The following is a 20,142-nucleotide window of genomic DNA, read 5'->3' on the forward strand; positions in this document are numbered from 1 at the left end:
CATGCAAGCCTGATGAGATCAGACCATATGCTCAAACAGCGCAAGCCCCACCAAGGTTGCCGCCAGATAGGCCAAGAGCCAAAGGCTTTGCCGATCAATCGCGCCGGGCATGGTGTTCCAATTGCCATCCTTGAGCGGTCTGCCCTCGCGCGCAAAGCGGGCTTGCTGGCCCGGCACCGAGAAAGGTGACCATTCGGCTTGCTTGCCGTCGAGCAGGCGGCTGGCCGTCCAGCCCACAACAATGGTAGCTGTTCCTCCGATCAGGCAGAACCAGGGCCATGCAATCTCGGTCTGCGTGGCCACAAACGAAATGATGGCAAAGCCCGCCACCACACCTACCATGAGGCCACGTTCGGTGGTGTGTTTGGAAAAAAATCCCAAGCCATACATGCCGAGCTTGGCACCGACAAAATAGCTGCCAATCTTGCTTAAGACCTCAAGGATCGAGCCGCTGGACTGGGCATAGAGGATCGCCGGGCCAATGATGATGACAGCCCACAACACTGTCGCATACCGGGTCGCGCGCAAATAATGGGCATCATCGCCATCTTTCTTGAAGTAGCGTTGGTAGAAGTCGACGACACTGGCGGTTGCCATGGAGTTAAACGCCGAACTTAAAGTCGACATAGAGGCAGCAAGGACTGCCGCGGCCAAAATGCCCAGAAGGCCTGGAACGCCTGATTCAGCGGCAAATTGCAGAATGATCTGATTGGGCTGATCAAATGGCTTACCGTCATAATAGCCATAAGCCAGCACACCGATGAAAAAGAAGAGGAAATAGATTGGAAACGCGGCATAGCCCATCAACAGATAGGATTTCTTGGCATCGCCAATACTCTTGGCCCCCAGCGTGCGCTGAACCATCATTTGGTTGGCACCATAGACAGTGATGTGGAACAGCGTCATGCCCAAAAGGCCTGAATAGATCGTTGTGGCGACGGTTGGGTCCGGGGTTGTGTCAATCGCGCTGAGGCGTCCCAATTGCTTCAGATGCGCCAATACCTCACCGACCGGGGTGGGCATGGATACAAATAAAGCGATCAGAATGATGATCGCGCCACCAAACAATACAACGGCCTGAAAGACATCGGTCCAGATCACAGCAAGCATGCCGCCCATGGTTGTGTAAATCAGCGCCATAATGGTGATGATGACCACAGCCGCAGGAATGGAAATGCCGGTGATAAACTTCAACACAAGGGCCGTGGCAAACAGAATGGCTGCGGTGGAAAGTCCCTGCGTCACCAAAAAGATCGACGACATCACGGCCCGCGAAAGCTGACCAAACCGGCGCTCTTGATATTCATAGATCGAGGCGACGCCACTCATGTAAAAGAAGGGCAGGAAAAAGCCGGTTACAAGAATGATAACAATCGGATAGTTCAGATGTATGGCCAGAGCTGCCAGACCGTCCTTATAGGCCCAAGCCGGTGCACCCAGGAATGACAGCGCACTGATATAGGTTGCAATCACAGACAGGCCGATGGCCCACCAAGGTGTGTTGCCGCTGCCGAGATTAAATTCCTTCGCGGTGGTGACTTTGCGGCCAAGAATATAGCCAAGCACCAGATTGCCGATCAAAAAGGCGATAACGATTGCCCAATCCAGTGCTTCAAATTTCATTGTGTCCCCCGCGGCTCCGCCGATGCACCAAGGTCAGCAAACAGATCAATGCCAAATTGTTTGAGAAGATCGACCATGTCGATGAAGACCCAATTCTCGTCCAAGAAATCCCCGTCACGACGCCAGAAGTCCATCACCCGCATCGTGATACGCTTGCCCGTTGCGCTCAGCCCCAGCCAGCCGTCTCCGGCATGCGTGGCATTGATGCTGGGCCATCCCGAGGACGCGACATAAGTCCCCTCGCCAATCCGGCAGCGATGATTGCCGCCGATCCGGTCAGGGAAGGCGGTCAGAAATGGGCGCTGGTGGGTTTGTTCATAATTGTGGTGACCACGGGCGCTGCCAATGCCACCTGGGCCGTACCAATAAAATTCTGGCGTCCAAAACTGCGTCATCCCCATGCTTTTGAGGGATTTTCCATCATAACGCATCAGACCTGCAATCATGGCCTCGACCAGCTTCAAGCTCTTGTCACCCTCCGTAGGGTCGATGCCCACAAGCCCCAGCCCATCCTGCGTCCGCGGCACCGGCGACCACGTTTCGCCCAATTGCGCCCGCAGAGGCCAGGCACCACACTCAATCAGCAAGCGGGCGATATCAAGAAGGACAATGCTTTCAACCACCTGCCCCTGTTCAACCCGCTCAAACCAGCCAAAACGTAGCCAGTGGAATCGCGATGTCGGCTTAAGTCCGAAAAATGGCCTGTCGAAACGACCGACCAGCCAGCCATAACTGGCCAGCCAGTCACCGCCCTTAAACTGGCCCTGCAACAAAATGTCTGTTCGCCGCTCAAGACCTGAAAAGGAGGCCAGAAGAGGCGCGAAGAAATGCTGCTTGATGGCCTCGCGCCCCACCAGAGCATCTCCGGCACTGCGGTCGAACGGCGCACAGACAGATAGCGTTGCATTGGACGCATAAAGATGCCCCAGCAAGCGATCGACATGGGTCGCCATGTCGCTGTTGGTTTGCAAAATCTGCCAGTAATCGCGCTTCAGGTTTTTTGGATCGATCATCCAAAGCATATTGACTTCGAATGCAACGGTCGTAAACCCTTATTTTGAGGCCCGACGCTTTTGGGGTGTTGAAAATGTCTGTGGACTGGCAGGCTCAGCTGATTGGATGGTTTGGGTGACCCAAGATTTTGTCTCTACCGCCCCAGAATCGCAGGACTTAACGACACGGCGGGATTGGGAAGCGCGACTTGTCCGCTATGTTGATCTGCGTCCCTGCTACAACGCCTTTATCGACTGCAGAACACCTGGGTCTGAAGCCAAGGAAAATTTCACCATTATTGGGCCGGGCGTCTCGGAGAACCCAGAACAATATGTTCATATTGCCGAACCGCACGGCTTTAACATCGGTGGCGCACGCCAGCCGCCCGCCTGTGTCAATTCCCAACACAGCCATGACACCGCAGAAGTGTTTCTGGTGCATTCGGGGCACTGGCGTTTTGACCTTGGTGAGTATGGTCAAGATGCGCAGGTCAAACTGGGGCCTGGGGATGTCATTTCCATTCCCACCGGCATGTTCCGTGGCTTTACCAATATCGGAAGCGATACGGGGTTTCTTTGGGCCGTGTTGGGCGAAGATGATCCCGGTCGCGTCTTGTGGGCCCCGGAGGTCTTTCGGCTCGCCCGCGAACATGGGCTCGTGCTGTTGGAATCAGGCCAACTGATTGATACGATTGCCGGTCAAAAAGTTCCCCCAGACGCTGCCATCATGCCGGAAACCACTGCTGAGCAAGTTGCCGCTTTACACGTGCCAAGTGCTGCGGAGGCAGCAGGCTTTGTGGCCAAGGCCAAACCTGGCTCGCACCCGATCATCCATAAGGATGGCATATTGCGCGGCGAACATGGCTTCTCCCTGTCGCAAGTCAGCCTTAAGCCGGGTGATTTGCTGACCGATTGTGCCGGCAGCGTTATCTTCATTCATCAAGGTGCCGCCAAGCTGGTGTGCGATGATGGCGCCTTGGATCTTGCCGCGGGCGATACTTTGTCCATACCCCTGGGTCGCCAGCCTGCTATCATTGCCGCAGCCGACAGCCTCATTCATGTCGTGAAGAAAGTTTGAAGCCGCGATGACTGCTTTGGGCCTCTATGGCCGTGACATTTCTGACCTGTTAGGTCCCCAAGGACCCCGACGACAGCCCTTGCAAGGCTTTGATGATCTCTATGTCGATATTGTGGATTATATCATCCGCTGCACCCATCGGATCTGGGAAGAAAAAGATATAGGCCTGATCACCACCCATTATGGTGCCGATTGTCCGATCCATTTGATGAGTGGGGAAGTCGCCGGGGTCGATGGCGTGATTGCCGGGACGTTGAAGACGCTCAATAGTTTTCCCGACCGAACTCTGGTCGGTGAAGCGGTCATTTGGTCGGGGAACGAAACGGCGGGCTATCACTCATCCCATCGCATCACCAGTCATGCCACCCATCTTGGCGATGGCGAATTTGGGCCCCCAACTGGGCGGCAAGTCTGTTTTACCACCATCGCTGACTGCTTGTGCCGCGAAAATCGCATCATTGAAGAATGGCTCGTCCGGGACAATGCGAAGATCGCCCGTGACTTGGGCTTATGCGCGAAAACCTTAGGCCAGGCACAAGCCACGCTTTCGCCAGCTGCGCGTCTGGGTATTGCTGATTGGCGCCAGCGGCACATGGACGACATCCTATCCCAGAACATGCCGGCATTCTCCACGCCGACCTTCCCCAATCCTGCTGATAAGCCTGAAGAATTTGCGCATCTGGTCTTCGCGCAAATCTGGAATTTGAGGCGGTTGGCGCGGGTGCGGGAGGTTTATGCCCCCCATGCGCATTGGGCAGGCCCTGACGCGCGCTACTTGTTTGGGCATGGTGAGATTTCAGGATGGATTGGCGCGCTCCTCTCAATGTCCCAAGGTGCACGGATACGGGTGGATCACGTCGGCGCAGTCCAAGAAGGTCCCTATACCGACATTGCGGTCCGCTGGAGTCTGGCCGGACGCCACGACAGCACCGGACTCTATGGATCAGCAACCGGAGTGCCGCTTTATATCCTCGCGGTCAGTCACTGGCGCACATTGGACGGTGTGATTGTGGACGAGACAACGATTTTTGATGAGATCGCCCTGTGGCACCAGCTGAGTGGCGGGTCGTGACAGCCATGACTTTTGTTGACCTGCTCAGCGCACTTTATCTCGATCACGATGTTGCAGCCCTTGATCGGCTCTATCTGCACCGCGCCATTCGGCGGCAGCAGGGTGGGCGGCTGTTCGGGCGAAGCGCCATTCGTCAGGCAATTCTGTCAGACTTGGCCCGGTTTGAAGGCTGGGACGTGACCATACATGCCGGAACCGACACATTTGTCGATCTGGAATGGCTATCGCCCGATGGCGTCCGGGTTCGCCGACACCATTGGGCCTGGTACGAGAATGATCGCATCGCTGCCGATGTGGTGATTACGCAGGGAAAAGCCGAAACACCGCTTTCTACCCATCATGGCCTTTTGGGTGAGTTGGATTCTGGGCGCGGGCAAATCGGACCTGGGCCGCTATCGGGCTTTAGCGAGACAAGTTGTCAGCTTCACACACTCTGGAATGGCCGGTCCCTGGCAAGCCTCAAACAGCTTTATCACGACGGGCTGGTCTGGCAGGGCCCTGAGGATCGTGGCGGTCTCCGTGATCTGAAGGCATGGTGGTTGAAGCAGTTTTTGACCTATCCCCAGTCGCACATCATTTTTGAACGTGAAGTCGCCTTTGGGGGCCATATCGCCCTGCTCTGGCAATGGGGCCGCATTGATGGGCAAGGCGTACGAACCCGCGTGACCGGCAGCAGTCTTCTGAACAGTGTGGATGGCAGAATTGCCGTTGAGACCCTGCTCACCGACGAGGGCTAAACCCACCCTAACCGCGATCTAACGCGCCATGCATCCACCATCGACAGGCACAATCGTGCCAGTCAGGAAGGACGCTTGCTCTGAGATCAGAAAAGCAAAAACACTGGCGATCTCGTCGGGTTGGGCATAGCGGCCCATCGGTATACCTTGGGTGAAGATTGGCCGGGCGGCTTGAGGATTGTCGGGCATCACCGCGCGCTCTGCATAGGCCATCATGTCCGTGTCCGTTGGAGACGGACACACGGCTACAACCCGCACCCCAAGTGGCGCATAATGGACCGCAGCCGATTTCGTCATGCCAATGACCGCATGCTTGCTGGCGGTATAAGCAAAGATATTGCCGCCCCCACCGAGCCCGCTGATTGAAGCAACATTGACGATCACACCCCGGCCCTGCTGGCTTAGGTGCTGGCCGACATATTTGAGGCCGAGATAGACCCCCCGTGCATTGATCGCCATGACCCTGTCGAAGTCTGCTTCCTCATAGCGTGAGACCGGCTGTGCTGGCCCCGATATCCCGGCATTTGAGAACAAAAAGTCCAGCCGACCAAAATGATCGAGGGCGCTGGCCACGGCCTGTTGCCAAGCCAGACTTTCACAAACATCGCCAATAAAGGCACGGATTTGCACATGATCGGGTGTTGGAATGGTTTTGAGCTCTTCGGCCCATGCCGGATCGACGTCCCATGCCAGCACATGCACACCTTCGTCGATCATTCGGTGCAAGGCAGCCCGGCCGATGCCGCGGGCTGCCCCGGTGATCATGGCCACCCGCCCAAGCAATCCCAAATTAGTGTTCGCCATCATCGTGTCCTTGATCAAGAAAACCAGCCATAGCGGCCGCCACGCGGGCCGGTGCATCACGTAGGGGATTGTGCCCGATATCGGGCAGACATGCGACAGTCAGCTGGTTGAAATAACTGGCCATGGCCTCACGCGTTTTGGCTGTAAAGACAGGATCAGCCTCCCCCCAGATCAGAAGCGTGGGTGCCGTGACGTGCCAATCGCCTGCCTGCACCCAATCAGGCAGGTCAGGACCCACGTCAAGGTCAAATGGGCTGGCCCGATACCAGTCAATCGCCGCCCGCCAACGATCGGGGTCCGCCCAGGCCTTGGCATAAAGTGCGGCTTCATCGGCCGGCATACGACCATCACTGGCGGCTTGTTGGAACCAGGCTGTAAACGGATTGCTGCTGGGGTCGCGTTGCCAAGCAGCTTCCAACGCCCCAGACTTAAACCCAGCCATATAGGCTGAGGCCGCCCGCTGATCACCGTCTAGGATCAAGGCTTTCTGTAGGGCTGCAGGATGAACCGCATTTATCAAAATGAGTTGGTGTACGTGCTCAGGAAAGCGAGCCGCAAACCAAGCGGCCAAGACCCCACCCCAATCATGACCGGCCAGAACCACACGGCCTGTTTGGGAATGGACCATGATCAGTTCTTTGATATCCCCCAATAGGCGTTCGGGGGCGTAGGCGTCCAAGCCTTCAGGCTTGTCTGAAAGATGATAACCGCGCTGGTCAGGCATGATGTAGAGCCTGTCGGCTGGCAAGTGACGAACCGTTTCGCGCCAGATCGTCCAGATATCGGGAAATCCATGAAGACACAGGACAGGCAGGGCAGACCCATTTCCCCCGACCCTGCGCGCGACATGCAATCGCACCGAGTTGATGGACTGAAAGCCAGTCTGAAAAAGCTCCCCATCCGTCAGGCCGGGACCGATCATCCACCGACCCCGGTGTTATTGCGGCTGCGGTAATAGTGCGCAACCAGCTGATCAATCTGGGCAGGCAGATCCTTTCCGCTCACCCAATCAAGTGAGAGATGCTCATGGCCGGGGAGCACTTGGAGAAGCTCAAAAACATTGCCGTCCGGGTCTCGGCCATAAACAAAGCGAACGGCTCCATTGCTCATCGGCGGGCTGTGAAACGCCACCCCGGCCGCCATCAGGCGGTGGTAGTCAGCATCAAGATCATCGACTTCCAGCGCAAAATGGCTCCAGCCCAGGCCAGAGGCATCCGCTTTGGGTTTGGATAAAGTCGGTGGCTGATGATATTGCCAAAACTCAAGCGTCAAGGGGCCTGCTTTGACCCAAGCCCCGTCAAAGACAATATCATCCAAGCCAGCAACCACATCATATTTGCGATTTGGGCCAAAGTGGCCCGAAGCATGCACGGGTGCACCTGTCACCTCTGCGTAGAAATCTGAGAGGCGTTTGATATCAGGCGTGACCAAAGCCACATGGGCAAACCAAGGCGGGCTTTCGACGCCTTCAGCATAAGGCAGACCTTCAAGCTCGAGGATATTGTCCTCAGGGTCCCGCACGTAACAATAGAGATTGCCGGTGCCCAGTCCTGAAGGCCTCGCGTGGCTCTTGGCCCCGGCGGAGACTAGGTCATCATAGAGCTGGTTGCCGTCCACTGCTTGGATGCATATGTGGCGCAGGCCAGCCTCAAAAACATTGGGCCGCCCATGGCTCGGTGTGGGAAAGGCGAATTCAAATAATTCTAAAAACCCGGTCGGACCGCGCAAGAGCGCAATCTCGCACTGGGAATTGGCCACCCCCATCATCACCCGTAAATCGGTACGATCTGGCACGGCGAAGCGACTGATCAGCTCAAAGGCTTGCGCACTCTGATAGAAAGCCATCGCCGCTTCAAGATTTGCCACACTCAGACCTGCATGGTGCAATCCTTTGATCACGCTGAAGCTCCCTATCGGTCGCACGGGTTCGCCCGGCGGGTCTTTATGGTCCAGCGCGATGGTAACCGCCGTCCCAACTCGGTCAAGCACAAACGACCGGACACATTGAACGGCCTCTGTCCCAAGTCTGGGCCCAAGCCAGCGACGTGTCGTTTTTTTCAGGCTCAACGTGACATGCTTAGTGGGCAGCCTCTCTGAAGATACGTGCCGCAGCATGCAGGGCTGTTTAATGGCAGGATGAAGCCTTCAAGGAATAGGCGGCTTACGCCTGACGGACCTAGGCACCATAGCCCCGGCAAAGCTCTGCCGCGAGAAAGTCATAGACCCGCCGGACGCGGCGGCTCGTCCGTAACTCGGCGTGACACGTCAGCCAGATCGGCAAGTCGGCCAGGGATTGGTGTGGTAAAACCGCCACGATATCAGGTGCATAATCGCCGACCTCCCTTTGGATAAAGCCGATCCCAAATCCGGCCAACACCATCTGCCACTGAACATGGCGACTGTCACAGCGAAAGCGAAAGGTTTCAGGCCGTAGATCAACACCCGCCGCCTTGAAACCATCCTCAATCTCGGTGTTGCGATCGCCGCAGATTAAGACATGATTGTTCAAGTCCTCCGGGGACTGCGGTATGCCGTGACGGTCAAGATAATTCCGTGCAGCATACATACCGATTTTGACAGATCCCACCTTCCTCGTGATCAATTCTGCTTGGGTAGGGCGGAACATACGCACCGCAATATCGGCTTCGCGCATCAAAAGATTGGAAGATTGGTCCGAAGAGACCAACTCAATTGTTATCTCGGGCTCAAGCTGATTGAGTCTGGTCAAAAGAGGCGGCAAGACCCACGTCGCCATGATGTCGCTGGCTGAAATCCGGATGGTGCCAGCGATCGACTCAGCCTGACCAACGGCTGTTAGGGCAAAGCGTTTGGATGCCTCGCCCATGCGCCGGGCCTCTTCATACAGAGCAACGCCGGTTGGTGTCAGCACAAGGCCTGACCCGGTGCGGTCAAACAATTGAACACCAAGCTTGGCCTCCAACACCGCCATATGACGGCTCATTGTTGGTTGACTGCCACGTGCCAGGCGCGCGGCACCGGCCAGCGAGCCGGCTTCCACAACCGCCGTAAAGGATTGAATCAGGGACCAGTCGAGAGTCTGCATCGCGTCACCTTTCCACGGCAATTCATTCAAAAATGAATGCTGATTATTCAATTTAAGTCAATCGCATCCAGATTTGATTAGTGCGACGGTCGCACGACCCGCCAACCCAAGGCCAACCAGCAGATTTTGAGATGACACCTCGCTGTTGTTGCCTGAACGGAAAGACATGCTGATGACATCCCGACTCGCAGTTCGCGCCATTGGTCTTCTGGTGATTGCCGAAGCGCTCCTTATCTTTGCGCCTTTGATCATTCTGGGGGCTGCCATCGAATGGCCCGCCAGTCTGGATTTTCCTCCAGCCATGGTTCTGCCTATGATCTTGGAACATCTCGACCAGGTACGCCTAGGTTATGGCATTTACCTGCTTTATTCCCTGCTCTGGATTGTGGTTGGGGCCAGCATTGCTTGGCTTGCCAATGGCCAGAGCGAGCGGCCATCGGTTCTGGTCAGCTTGGCAGTATCACTGGGGGTCGCCTCTGCGCTCGCCCGCGCCATCGGCATCATTCGCTGGCTGACAGCATCCACCGACTTAGCAGAAACTTACGCCGCCCCACAGGACCCAGTCGCGCAGAGAGCCATTGAAATCACTCAAACCGCCGTCAATAGCTGGGGCGGGTCCATCGGGGAGGTTCTTGGTGTCGCCCTGTTGGCGTCTGCTTGGTTGTTCACCATTTCACTTCTGATTGTGACGAAAAAACACCTGCCACCGCTACTTGGCTATATCGGCTTTGTCACCGCAATCATTGTCGCCCTGCCCGCCTGCGAGTTGTTCGGCTTTGAAGGCATTAGTATCGCGATGACCACCACGGCGATGCATATCTGGCTTCTTGCTTTGGGCGTAATCATCATACGACAAACATGGACAAAGCCGAAAGTGCCTGCCTTGGTCGGCTAGCCACCCGCGCCCGATACCCGCGCGACATCCGGGCCAGCCTGGCTGCTCCAGCGCCTGACTGGCATTTGTAAAGAGGCCCTACCCCAGCCATAAATCCTTGAAGTCTTGTGCATAATCGGCAAAGCGACGCGGCTGTACGCCTGTAATTTGAGCAACAGCGGGAGTTACGGCTTCTGCATAGCCCGCCTTGAAAAAGCCGAGGATCACAATGAGGAAGCGCGCATAGTCTTCTGGCAAACCTGCGGCCCGCAATTGGCCCAGCATGTCCTCCTCTGAAATCTCCTCATAGACGATCCGGCGCCCGGTAGCCGCTGACAGAAGTGCTGCAGCCTCATCATGGTCAAGCGCCTCCCCACCAGTGAGGTCAAACGCCTGATTGTCGAATTTTGGTGTCGCCAGCAAGACCGCTGCCACCGACGCAATATCGCGGGCGTCAATAAAGCTGCCCTTCGCCTTGCCAACGGGCAACAGGATTTTGCCCTCCGTCAAAATCGGCTGAAGCCAGAAGGTATGGAAGTTCTGCATGAACCAATTTGGGCGGATGATGTTATAGGTCAGACCAGATTGCTCCAGATGGCGCTCGACTTGACGCAAGGGATTGGCCTCGTCCGCATTGGCCCCCATCGCCGTCATCAGAACGATCTTGCGGACACCCCTGGCAACAGCCTGATCAATCACCGGATTGAGCAGCACGTTCTGATTGGTGTGGCCCGGAGGTGAGAGCAAGAATGCAGCATCAACCCCAGCGACAGCATCGCCAAGACCTGCCCCCGTCACAAGATTGAGGTGAACGTCTCCAGCAGCTTCAGGGGGCCGACTGGTGGCCCGGCGAACATTATGGCCCATGTCGGCTAAATGGCCGACCAAATGTGTACCGACTGTACCATTGGCACCGATCACAAGAATTGTTGACATTGGGATTCTCCTTCAATTCGAAGGCTTGCATTTAAAGTCGTGAGGTGGGATGAAGAATGGCTAAAATCTCATTTTTCATGTCAATGAGTTCGGAATATAGATTGGCATGACAGCTAGCAGGCAGGGCAATGGATCTCCTAACTGACGTTTTGCATGAGGCGGGCTTGAAAAGGCGCGTATTGGACTTGCGCAATCTGGACGATTTGACGGCGTTGGAATTCCCCTGTGATCGCAGCATGGGCCTGCATGTCGTCACGCGCGGACAAATCCACATACATGCCCCCAGCCTCGCCGAGCCCTTGGAATTAGCGGCTGGTTCGGTCGCCTTGATGGCCCGTGGCTGCACACATGTGCTGAGCACATCGCGCAGCTATGATCCCATGCACAAGGTTTCTGTCGCCGGGGAATTTGCTCAACCCGGTCCGGATTTTGCGCCGTGCCCGGCGACGAGCAGTTTGATCAGCGGCGCTTATCAGTTTTGGAATAACCCAATCCATGCGCTCTTCCGTGAAATCCCCGATTGGTTTGTCCTCAACACCCAAAGCCTCGGGAGTTTCCACCCTTTGACCCTCACCATCGGGCTATTGGACGAGGAATTGCGTCGACCGTCACTGGGTGGACAGACGATCATCTACGGGCTTTTGGATGTGATTTTCACCTATCTGATACGTGAAATGGTCAATCGTATCGGCCATGCCAAGCCCGGCTGGAGCTATGCCATTGCCGACCTGCAAATCCGTAAGGCTGTTGCCGCGCTGCACGCAGACCCGACAGAGGCTTGGACGTTGGACGCGCTGGCCGGGCGGGCGGGCCTCTCACGCACAGTTTTTGCTGAACGGTTTCGTCGCGCCATGGGAGACACACCTTTAAGCTATCTGCGCAATCTGCGGGTCCAACGGGCGATGAACCTGTTGGCAGAGACCCCCCAAACATTGGAACATGTGGCCCGTGTGGCGGGTTTCAGTGATGCGTTTGCCTTCTCCAAAGCCTTTAAGAAGATTGTCGGCCAATCCCCCAAGGACTTCCGTCTTCAGGCAAAACTGGATCAGGCCTCGCCTTGGCGCTTGCATCGCTGACCCTGCCCGGACTATCGATGGGGTATGACGATACAACTTGCCATAGCCGGGGCGGCCGGTCGCATGGGGCGGGCTTTGATCGCCGCAGCCAGCGACGAACGGGGTCTGGCGATTGTCGGCGGTAGCGAGCGCGCGGACAATCCAGCTCTCGGGGCAGATTTGGGCATACTGGCTCAGGGGGACGCCTTGGGTGTGGTCTGTTTGGACAGTCCTGAAGCTGCCGCACATAAAGCTGAGGTCTGGGTTGATTTCACAACACCGTCGGCTTCCCTGTCGGCGCTTGATGCGCTCAGAGCCACACGCGTGCGTGCGATCGTGCTGGGCACGACTGGTTTTGATGTCGCACAAGAGGCCCAGATTGCTGAGGCCGCGCACCATTTCGCCATTGTCCGCAGTGGTAACTTCTCACTTGGGATCAATCTCTTGATGGGCTTGGTGAAGCAGGCTGCCGAAAGGCTGGGACCTGACTGGGACATTGAGATTTTTGAAGCGCATCACCGCCGAAAAGTCGATGCACCGTCCGGGACAGCCCTAATGTTGGGGCAGGCCGCAGCAGAGGGGCGGCATGTCAGCCACTCTGAGGTGGCCAGCTATGACCGCCATGGCGGCGCATCTGCGCGCAAGGCTGGCGAGATTGGCTATGCAAGTGCGCGTGGCGGCGGGATTATTGGTGAGCATGAGGTGATGTTTGCCAGCGATGACGAAGTGATCCGCTTCAGCCATTCGGCCCTTAACCGGACCATTTTCGCAAAAGGGGCACTGGCTGCCGCGCGCTGGGCTGTAGGCCAGAAACCCGGCCTCTATTCCATGGCTGACGTCCTGGGGCTTTAGGGTCAGGTCATTCCCGTCGGAGAGAGAGAACCTCTTTGCGCATGTGCGCCACAAGATCCCGGATCGGCTTCGCCGTCCGGGATGACAGCGGCCTATAGATTTCCACTTAGAACCGCTTTGGTGATCAGATTGGGCACCAAAGGGCTTCCAGACAAAAACCTTCTCTAAACGATGTCATCCCCGCCGGAGCGAAGCGCAGAGCGGGGACCCCCTCGCGCATGTGCGGCACAAGATCCCGGATCGGCTTCGCCGTCCGGGATGACAGCGAATCGGTGATCAAACCCCGTGCGAACCATCAAGTCAGCCTGGCACTAGCCGTCGACTTGAGACAATTGAACCCAATTGGCGCAGCGTCTTGCCATTGATTGGCACGGTCGTATGAGCCGCTCGGATGGCCTCAAATTCCTTTGCGATTCCCGTATAGCCATCCTGGTTAGGATAGCCGACCACCACAACCATATCCCAATCAGGCGCGTTGCCTGTTGAGACGAGGAGTCGATAGTCAACCATCAAACCGCGCTCAACCGCAATTTGGTCCATAGCAAACCAGTTTTGTCTGATGAAGCGCGCCAAGGAATCGTTTTCGCCATCATTGGCCTTTAAGAAGGTTAGTTCAACCGAGCCAACGTGCGACTGCCCACCAGTCTCCCCTGCGGCTGCGGAGGTGGTGGTGCCGAACATTCCCATCAATCCGAAGCCAAAATCCCGCTTTGAAAGGACAAACATCGCACACTCCAGACTTGTTTCGACTGCGAAGCAAAAGCGCTTCGCGATGGGCGAGCTTTGGCAACACCCGTCGCAGGGTTCAAGACAGGGTGGGATTAAAAAGGTTTCATCCGAGGCGTTCTGGCCGAGCGACGCGCCCTTAAGTCGTCACGCCACTCCCAAGAACGCCACCAGTGCGTCGCGGAAAGCAGGCTCTGCCACGGCGCTGAGGTGATTGCCGGGCACCAATTGGCATCGGGCATTGCCCAGACCAGCGGCAAGAGCCACAGGATCGCCATTGTCCTGATCCTGTTCGCCATTGACCACCACGACCGGGACGGTGATGCTGGCCAGCACGTCCGGCGGTGTGGAAAGCTGTGTGCCCAAGACATTCAAGGCTGCTTCCGGGCTCATGCCGCGGTCCTTGAGGATTGCATGCACATAGGTTCCGGCACGGGCGTCGCGGGCCTTGGGACCATTGCGGATCGCATCTTCAAAATAGGCCATACGTGTTCCGACCGTGGTGATACCCGCCAGCCCCATCCCGCCAAGAAACACGTTGCCCGGTCTGACATGGCCTCGGGCAAGCAGTCGAACCGCCATCCGAGCCCCCAGAGAATATCCCACCAAGTCGAAATCGGTGACTCCCAGCTGGGCCAACAGCGCCTCTTGGTCCTGTGCCAATACATCCTTGGGATAGAAGGCGGCATCCTTTGGGGCATCTGACCGGCCATGACCGCGAAAGTCGGGCAGGATCAAGCGGCGCCCTGTTTTGGCCATGGCAGCAACCAATCCGGGCTCAACCCAGTTCAACTGGGCGCTGGCCAGAAAGCCATGCAGGATCAATGTGGGTCGCCCACTGGGCGCACCAGCCTCAGTCCATGCGAGGTTTAGACCGTCAGACGTCTTGAAGCGGAAGGTTGTGTAGTCCATGTCCATGTGATGACCTCATCCTTACCGCCCCCCTTTATTCACGTTGACGGCGTCCGAAATTTCCGTGATTTCGGGGCCTATCCAACCCAATCTGGTCGCACGGTGCAAGCGGGCATTTTGTACCGCTCGGCCAATTATGCGCAATTGACCCAGCAGGGCCGTGAAGCCTTCGCCCAAACAGGGATCAAAGTGGTGGTGGATTTGCGCCGCGGTCAAGAACGAGACCTGCAACCCAACCAACTCGACGGCCTGGAGGTCGATATCTTGTCCTCCACACTGGGTGATGGCGATGGGGAGACCTTGCCGCCCCATTTGCAATTCATCCGCGACGGCGAGCTTAGTCCTGCAGCGACCCATGAGCACATGATATCATCCTATCGGCGCATCCCGTGGGAGCCCCAACATCTGGCGCTGTTTAACCAGACATTCGACCGGCTGGTTGCAGGCCATGGGCCGGTCGTCATCCATTGTGCCGCCGGCAAGGATCGGACAGGCATCTTATGTGGGCTGATCTTGCACGCGCTGGGCGTGGACCCCGACACTATTTTGCAAGATTATCTTCTGACCAATCACGTCGCCCAAGACCCGGCTCTGGTGCACGGCTATGCCCAAATGATGGGAAATCGCTTTAACCGGGTGATAGACCCCGAAGCCTTGCGACCCATGGTCGGGGTGCATCAGGACTTCCTGCAGGCGGCATGGGATGAGATGGTGGCCCGCGATGGCGGCATCGACGGCTATTTGCTGCGGATCGGGGTCGACGCCGCCAAACAGCGCGCGCTGGCCGACTATCTGCTGAGGTGACCTTGGGGCATCGGCTTGCACACCGGCCACGGGCGTCTAGACTGACCCCATGAGCTGGAAACCCGAAATCGACCACTTGCGCGCCCGTGAGGCGCTGGCTGAAAAAATGGGCGGCGACGAGCGCGTCTCCCGGCAAAAGTCGCAAGGCAAACTGACCGCGCGGGATCGTGTCGACGCCCTGCTTGATCCGGGATCGTTCCACGAGATTGGCAAGATTGCCGGGGTGGCCGATTATGCCGCCGATGGCAGCTTGGCCAGTTTCACCCCGTCAAACATGATCACGGGGCGCGGGCGGATCGAGGGGCGGCCTGTCGGTGTGATCGCCGATGACTTCACCGTGCGTGGCGGGGCCGCTGATGCGGCGATCTGGCAGAAAATGGTGCAGGCTGAGAAGTTTGCTGGTGAATATCGCATGCCGCTGATCCGCATGGTCGACGGCACCGGCGGGGGTGGCAGCGTCAAAATGCTGGAAAAGGACCCCCGCACCTATATTCCCGAAACCCCTGGCTGGGAGGTTGTGGTCGCCAATCTGGGTCAGATCCCGGTCGTCTCGCTGGCACTGGGTCCCTGCGCCGGATTGGGAGCTGGACGCGTGGCCGCCAGCCATTATTCAGTCATGGTGAAAGGGTTGAGCCAGGTCTTTGTTGCAGGTCCTCCTGTGGCGCGCGCCATCGGTGAGGATATCGATAAAGAAGGCTTGGGCGGTTGGGAGATCCAAGCCCGCAATGGGGTGGTGGACGACGCCGTCGATAGTGAATTGGAAGCCATGGCGATGGCGCGCCGGTTTTTGTCTTATGTGCCAGGTTCGGTTGATGATCTGCCCGCGCGTTTGCCCAGTCGCGATCCGATAGACCGCAAGGAAGAATTCCTTGTCTCCATCGTGCCGCGCGACCGCGTAACCCCCTACAAAAGCCGCAGGATTGTGGAAGCCTGTGTCGACGCAGGCTCATTTTTCGAAATGGGCAAGGCGTGGGGTCGGTCGATTATCACCGGCTTTGCCCGGCTGGATGGGTGGCCTGTCGCGATCATGGCAGGCGACCCTTATGTCTTGGACGGGGCGTGGACAGCCGATGCGGCCCGCAAGGTGGAGCGCTTTGTCGATCTGGCGAACACCTTCCATCTTCCCATCGTGCATTTTGTCGATTGCCCGGGTTTTGCTGTCGGTCGCAAGCATGAGCAGGCGGGCGTAACCCGCGCGGGCATTCGGGCAATGAGTGCCATCTATCAAGCCCGCGTGCCCTTCTGTGCGGTTGTAATGCGCAAAGCCTATGGGCTGGCGGGCTCGGCCATGTTCAACCCCTCGCGCGCCAAAGCCCGCTTCTGCTGGCCATCGGGAGATTGGGGCAGCCTGCCCATGGACGGCGGGGTGGAAGCTGCCTTCCGGCGCGAATTGGAGAGCCATCCAGACCCTGCAACCCGCTTGGCTGAGATCAAAGCCTGGATGGAAGGTCTGCGCAGCCCGTTCCGGACCGCTGAAAGCTTCTATGCTGAAGAAATCATCGACCCGCGCGATACCCGCCCCCTTCTGTGTGAGTGGGCAGGACTTGCCCGTCGCGTGTTACAAACCGGACCTGTCAGCACCCATATGCGGCCTTAGGCGGAAGCCGCATTCTGGGCGATCCGACATGGTGAACGTCAAACATCAACTCGGCTTGGAAGTGGCGCGGGGCTGGCCTAAAGTCGGGTCATGACTCATCCAATTGGCCCCGATTCCCGCGTCACTCTGGTGGATGGCTCCGGCTATATTTTCCGGGCCTTTCATGGCTTGCCGCCTTTGACGCGCAAAAGTGACGGAGCCCCGATTGGTGCAGTATCGGGCTTTTGCAACATGATTTTCAAGCTGTTGGCCGATGAGCGCGACGGCGACCAACCGACCCATCTTGCGGTCATTTTTGATGCGTCAGGCCCGACGTTCCGCAATGACATTTACCCCGCCTATAAGGCTAACCGCCCACCGGCCCCGGAAGATTTGGTGCCGCAATTTCCGATGATACGCGAGGCCACCCGCGCCTTTGGCCTGCCGTCTGTTGAATTGCCGGGCTATGAGGCTGACGATCTAATTGCCACCTATGCGCGCCAAGCGGCCGAAAAAGGTGCGAAGGTGCGCATCCTGTCCTCGGACAAGGATCTGATGCAGCTGATCACCGACAAGATTTTCCTGTATGATCCGATGAAGGACCGCCCGTTGGGGCCCGAAGCGGTGATGGATAAATTTGGCGTCGGCCCCGCCCAAGTCATTGATGTGCAGGCTTTGGCAGGCGACAGCACCGACAATGTGCCCGGTGCGCCGGGCATCGGGGTTAAGACGGCGGCAGAATTACTGGCAACATTTGGTACGCTGGAAGAATTGCTCGACCGTGCGCACGAGATCAAACAGCCCAAGCGGCGGGAGACGCTGATCCAGTTCCGCGAACAGATTGAGATTTCCAAGCGGCTGGTGACCCTGATGAATGATGTGCCCGTTCTGGAACATCTGGAACATTTTGGCGTTCGCGAACCCGAGCCGGAGGTGTTGCTGGAGTTTCTACGCCGCATGGAATTGCGCACCTTGACCGGGCGGGTGGAAGCCGGGCTGCGGCGTGATGGCTATGTGGCTGACAAGGCTGACCATGGCCCAGTCGGCATCGGCGCGCCCGTGACCCCTGCCCCTGCCCAGCCGGCTGGCCCTCAAGCACAACCAGGCCAAGCGGTCATCCCCCCGGCCGTTTATGCCCCGGTCAAGCATTCAGCTTATGAAACCATCACCGACTTGGCCCGTCTTGATGACTGGCTGGCGCGTGTGCGGACCCAAGGCCATGTCGCCTTTGATACGGAGACCGACGCCCTCAATAGCGTGTCGGGCAGTCTGGTGGGCCTATCTCTGGCCGTTGAGCCCGGCATTGCCTGCTATATCCCGGTCGGCCATCGTGGAGCGGGTGCACTGGGTGGCACTGGTGATCTCTTCGCCAGCCCAGAGGTCAGCCTCGCCCGCTTGCCCGGTCAATTGGGGTTGGGTGATGTTCTGGCCCGTCTCAAGCCGGTTTTAGAAGATGATGCCATCCTGAAGATCGGCCAGAACCTGAAATATGATCTGTCGGTCATGGCCCAGCACGGCATCGCCATCCATCCAATTGATGACACCATGCTGATGAGTTTTGCGGTTGATGCCGGACGCAATAGCCATGGGATGGATGATTTATCGCTGCGCCTGTTGGGCCATCAGCCCATCGCATTCAAGGATGTGTGTGGCACGGGCAAATCCCAGATCAGCTTTGATCAAGTGCCGATTGACCGGGCCACGGCCTATGCCGCCGAAGATGCCGACATCACCTTGCGCCTGTGGCACATCTTGAAACCGCGTCTGGTGCAGGAGCGTTGCACCACTGTCTATGAAACGCTGGAGCGCCCCTTGGTCCCTGTCATTGCGGCGATGGAGCAAGCTGGCGTCAAAGTCGATGTGGCGGAACTCTCGCGCCTGTCGCTCGATTTTGCCCAGCGCATGACTGGACTTGAAGCCCAAGCCCATGAGCAGGCCGGGGAAAACTTCAATCTGGGCAGTCCCAAGCAATTGGGCGACATTTTGTTTGGCAAAATGGCTTTGCCAGGCGGCAAGAAGACCGCAACCGGGCAATGGGCCACCGGGGCGGATGCGCTGGAGGACCTGGCCGCCCAAGGCCATGACTTGCCGCGCACCATTGTGGATTGGCGCACCTTGGCCAAGCTCAAGAGCACCTATACTGATAATCTCAAGGATGCCATCGACGCGCGGACTGGCCGGGTCCACACATCCTTCAACATGGTTGGGGCGGCCACGGGGCGGTTATCCTCCACCGACCCCAATCTGCAGAATATTCCGATCCGCACCGAAGAAGGTCGCCGCATCCGCAAGGCCTTTGTGGCAGAACCGGGCAATCTGCTGATCTCTGCTGATTATAGCCAGATTGAGTTACGGCTGTTGGCCCATGTCGGCGACATCCCCCAATTGAAGCGCGCCTTTATCGACGGCCATGACATTCACGCCATGACCGCATCAGAAATGTTTGGCGTGCCGTTGGACGGGATGGACCCGATGGTGCGCCGCAAAGCCAAAGCAATCAATTTCGGCATTATCTATGGCATCTCAGCCTTTGGTCTGGCCCGTCAGCTCTCGATCCCGCAGGGCGAGGCCCGCGACTATATCGCCATGTATAAGCAGCGCTTCCCCGGCATTCAGGCCTATATGGACGCGATGAAGACAATGGCGCGGGAAAAAACCTATGTCGAAACCATTTTTGGCCGCCGTTGCTGGGTCCCCGGCATTCATGCCAAGAGCCAAGCCGAACAGGCGTTTGCCGAACGTCAGGCCATCAACGCGCCATTGCAGGGGGCGGCAGCAGACATCATCAAGCGTGCGATGATCCGCCTGCCAGCGGCACTGAAAGAAGCCGGTTTGTCGGCCAGAATGCTGTTGCAAGTGCATGACGAGCTTGTATTTGAAGCGCCGGCAAGCCAAGCCGAAGCCACATGTGCGCTGGTTGCCAAGGTGATGGAGCGCGCCGCCCTGCCTGCTGTTGCCTTGACGGTGCCACTGGTGGTTGAGGCGCGTGCTGCCAGCACCTGGGCTGAGGCGCACTAAACCACTTACTTCTCTGGAA

The 20,142-nt window shown here is 57.6% G+C and carries 18 protein-coding genes; 9 read left to right on the forward strand and 9 right to left on the reverse strand.

Annotation, left to right across the window (positions count from 1 at the left end):
* Positions 1 to 18 precede the first annotated feature (18 nt).
* Positions 19 to 1,623 (reverse strand): sodium:solute symporter family transporter, encoded by a 1,605-nt coding sequence (locus PbB2_RS08115; protein ID WP_108984805.1) that lies wholly within the window; start codon positions 1,621 to 1,623, stop codon positions 19 to 21.
* Positions 1,620 to 2,636 carry a nuclear transport factor 2 family protein gene (locus PbB2_RS08120; RefSeq protein WP_192576239.1) on the reverse strand — a complete coding sequence of 339 codons (1,017 nt, stop codon included), beginning with the start codon at positions 2,634 to 2,636 and terminating at the stop codon, positions 1,620 to 1,622. Before PbB2_RS08120 ends, PbB2_RS08115 begins: the two co-directional genes overlap by 4 nt.
* A gap of 10 nt (positions 2,637 to 2,646) precedes the next feature.
* Between PbB2_RS08120 and PbB2_RS08125 the strand changes: the two genes are divergently transcribed.
* From PbB2_RS08125 to PbB2_RS08135, 3 genes are read left to right on the forward strand one after another with little or no spacing between them, the layout of a single operon-like run.
* Positions 2,647 to 3,693, forward strand: a complete 1,047-nt coding sequence (locus PbB2_RS08125) for a cupin domain-containing protein (protein WP_238164918.1) — start codon at positions 2,647 to 2,649, stop codon at positions 3,691 to 3,693.
* A gap of 7 nt (positions 3,694 to 3,700) precedes the next feature.
* Positions 3,701 to 4,765, forward strand: a complete 1,065-nt coding sequence (locus PbB2_RS08130) for a nuclear transport factor 2 family protein (RefSeq protein ID WP_108984807.1) — start codon at positions 3,701 to 3,703, stop codon at positions 4,763 to 4,765.
* A 5-nt stretch (positions 4,766 to 4,770) separates the two neighbouring features.
* Positions 4,771 to 5,502, forward strand: a complete 732-nt coding sequence (locus PbB2_RS08135; protein ID WP_133245758.1) for a nuclear transport factor 2 family protein — start codon at positions 4,771 to 4,773, stop codon at positions 5,500 to 5,502.
* Between the two features lie 18 nt (positions 5,503 to 5,520).
* On the opposite strand, the gene PbB2_RS08140 is transcribed toward PbB2_RS08135, so the two are convergent.
* From PbB2_RS08140 to PbB2_RS08155, 4 genes are all read right to left on the reverse strand, one after another.
* Positions 5,521 to 6,306 (reverse strand): SDR family NAD(P)-dependent oxidoreductase, encoded by a 786-nt coding sequence (locus PbB2_RS08140; RefSeq protein WP_192576240.1) that lies wholly within the window; start codon positions 6,304 to 6,306, stop codon positions 5,521 to 5,523.
* Entirely contained in the window at positions 6,293 to 7,228 is a 936-nt protein-coding gene (locus tag PbB2_RS08145) for an alpha/beta fold hydrolase (protein ID WP_108984810.1), read from the reverse strand. Before PbB2_RS08145 ends, PbB2_RS08140 begins: the two co-directional genes overlap by 14 nt.
* Positions 7,225 to 8,205 carry a VOC family protein gene (locus PbB2_RS08150; RefSeq protein ID WP_192576241.1) on the reverse strand — a complete coding sequence of 327 codons (981 nt, stop codon included), beginning with the start codon at positions 8,203 to 8,205 and terminating at the stop codon, positions 7,225 to 7,227. The genes PbB2_RS08145 and PbB2_RS08150 overlap by 4 nt, the downstream gene beginning before the upstream one ends.
* Before the next feature lie 277 nt (positions 8,206 to 8,482).
* Entirely contained in the window at positions 8,483 to 9,370 is an 888-nt protein-coding gene (locus tag PbB2_RS08155; protein ID WP_108984907.1) for a LysR family transcriptional regulator, read from the reverse strand.
* Positions 9,371 to 9,542: 172 nt separating this feature from the next.
* Here PbB2_RS08155 and PbB2_RS08160 point away from each other — a divergent pair, with 172 nt between their 5' ends.
* Entirely contained in the window at positions 9,543 to 10,265 is a 723-nt protein-coding gene (locus PbB2_RS08160) for a DUF4386 family protein (RefSeq protein ID WP_238164919.1), read from the forward strand.
* A 78-nt stretch (positions 10,266 to 10,343) separates the two neighbouring features.
* On the opposite strand, the gene PbB2_RS08165 is transcribed toward PbB2_RS08160, so the two are convergent.
* On the reverse strand, positions 10,344 to 11,180 hold the full coding sequence (locus PbB2_RS08165; protein ID WP_108984813.1) for an SDR family oxidoreductase: 837 nt from the start codon (positions 11,178 to 11,180) through the stop codon (positions 10,344 to 10,346).
* 128 nt (positions 11,181 to 11,308) lie between these two features.
* Between PbB2_RS08165 and PbB2_RS08170 the strand changes: the two genes are divergently transcribed.
* Together PbB2_RS08170 and dapB are read left to right on the forward strand one after the other, a co-directional pair.
* Positions 11,309 to 12,256 carry an AraC family transcriptional regulator gene (locus tag PbB2_RS08170; RefSeq protein WP_108984814.1) on the forward strand — a complete coding sequence of 316 codons (948 nt, stop codon included), beginning with the start codon at positions 11,309 to 11,311 and terminating at the stop codon, positions 12,254 to 12,256.
* A gap of 24 nt (positions 12,257 to 12,280) precedes the next feature.
* Complete coding sequence (gene dapB / locus PbB2_RS08175) at positions 12,281 to 13,087, forward strand: 4-hydroxy-tetrahydrodipicolinate reductase (RefSeq protein WP_108984815.1); 807 nt, start codon at positions 12,281 to 12,283, stop codon at positions 13,085 to 13,087.
* Between the two features lie 300 nt (positions 13,088 to 13,387).
* On the opposite strand, the gene PbB2_RS08180 is transcribed toward dapB, so the two are convergent.
* Together PbB2_RS08180 and PbB2_RS08185 are read right to left on the reverse strand one after the other, a co-directional pair.
* The gene (locus PbB2_RS08180) at positions 13,388 to 13,813 is read right to left on the reverse strand and encodes a hypothetical protein (RefSeq protein WP_108984816.1); all 426 of its coding nucleotides are present in this window, start codon (positions 13,811 to 13,813) and stop codon (positions 13,388 to 13,390) included.
* Positions 13,814 to 13,960: 147 nt separating this feature from the next.
* Positions 13,961 to 14,725, reverse strand: coding sequence for an alpha/beta fold hydrolase (locus PbB2_RS08185; protein ID WP_108984817.1), 765 nt, complete (start codon positions 14,723 to 14,725; stop codon positions 13,961 to 13,963).
* A gap of 9 nt (positions 14,726 to 14,734) precedes the next feature.
* On the opposite strand from PbB2_RS08185, the gene PbB2_RS08190 reads away from it, so the two are divergent.
* The 3 genes from PbB2_RS08190 (at position 14,735) to polA (ending at position 20,123) form a co-directional block, all read left to right on the forward strand.
* Complete coding sequence (locus PbB2_RS08190) at positions 14,735 to 15,529, forward strand: tyrosine-protein phosphatase (protein ID WP_108984818.1); 795 nt, start codon at positions 14,735 to 14,737, stop codon at positions 15,527 to 15,529.
* A 49-nt stretch (positions 15,530 to 15,578) separates the two neighbouring features.
* The gene (locus PbB2_RS08195) at positions 15,579 to 17,126 is read left to right on the forward strand and encodes an acyl-CoA carboxylase subunit beta (protein WP_108984819.1); all 1,548 of its coding nucleotides are present in this window, start codon (positions 15,579 to 15,581) and stop codon (positions 17,124 to 17,126) included.
* Between the two features lie 90 nt (positions 17,127 to 17,216).
* On the forward strand, positions 17,217 to 20,123 hold the full coding sequence (polA, locus tag PbB2_RS08200) for a DNA polymerase I (RefSeq protein ID WP_108984820.1): 2,907 nt from the start codon (positions 17,217 to 17,219) through the stop codon (positions 20,121 to 20,123).
* The last annotated feature ends 19 nt before the right edge of the window (positions 20,124 to 20,142 follow it).

The sequence above is a fragment of the Candidatus Phycosocius bacilliformis genome (assembly GCF_003112735.1).
GTDB lineage: Bacteria > Pseudomonadota > Alphaproteobacteria > Caulobacterales > Aquidulcibacteraceae > Aquidulcibacter > Aquidulcibacter bacilliformis.

Coding starts and splice junctions, on each gene's coding strand:
- PbB2_RS08195 (WP_108984819.1), top strand. CDS start 15,579: ATGAGCTGGAAACCCGAAATCGACCACTTGCGCGCCCGTGAGGCGCTG.
- PbB2_RS08155 (WP_108984907.1), bottom strand. CDS start 9,370: ATGCAGACTCTCGACTGGTCCCTGATTCAATCCTTTACGGCGGTTGTG.
- PbB2_RS08135 (WP_133245758.1), top strand. CDS start 4,771: ATGACTTTTGTTGACCTGCTCAGCGCACTTTATCTCGATCACGATGTT.
- dapB (WP_108984815.1), top strand. CDS start 12,281: ATGACGATACAACTTGCCATAGCCGGGGCGGCCGGTCGCATGGGGCGG.
- PbB2_RS08140 (WP_192576240.1), bottom strand. CDS start 6,306: ATGGCGAACACTAATTTGGGATTGCTTGGGCGGGTGGCCATGATCACC.
- PbB2_RS08180 (WP_108984816.1), bottom strand. CDS start 13,813: ATGTTTGTCCTTTCAAAGCGGGATTTTGGCTTCGGATTGATGGGAATG.
- PbB2_RS08165 (WP_108984813.1), bottom strand. CDS start 11,180: ATGTCAACAATTCTTGTGATCGGTGCCAATGGTACAGTCGGTACACAT.
- PbB2_RS08145 (WP_108984810.1), bottom strand. CDS start 7,228: ATGATCGGTCCCGGCCTGACGGATGGGGAGCTTTTTCAGACTGGCTTT.
- PbB2_RS08160 (WP_238164919.1), top strand. CDS start 9,543: ATGACATCCCGACTCGCAGTTCGCGCCATTGGTCTTCTGGTGATTGCC.
- PbB2_RS08170 (WP_108984814.1), top strand. CDS start 11,309: ATGGATCTCCTAACTGACGTTTTGCATGAGGCGGGCTTGAAAAGGCGC.
- PbB2_RS08190 (WP_108984818.1), top strand. CDS start 14,735: ATGACCTCATCCTTACCGCCCCCCTTTATTCACGTTGACGGCGTCCGA.
- polA (WP_108984820.1), top strand. CDS start 17,217: ATGACTCATCCAATTGGCCCCGATTCCCGCGTCACTCTGGTGGATGGC.
- PbB2_RS08120 (WP_192576239.1), bottom strand. CDS start 2,636: ATGATCGATCCAAAAAACCTGAAGCGCGATTACTGGCAGATTTTGCAA.
- PbB2_RS08115 (WP_108984805.1), bottom strand. CDS start 1,623: ATGAAATTTGAAGCACTGGATTGGGCAATCGTTATCGCCTTTTTGATC.
- PbB2_RS08185 (WP_108984817.1), bottom strand. CDS start 14,725: ATGGACTACACAACCTTCCGCTTCAAGACGTCTGACGGTCTAAACCTC.
- PbB2_RS08130 (WP_108984807.1), top strand. CDS start 3,701: ATGACTGCTTTGGGCCTCTATGGCCGTGACATTTCTGACCTGTTAGGT.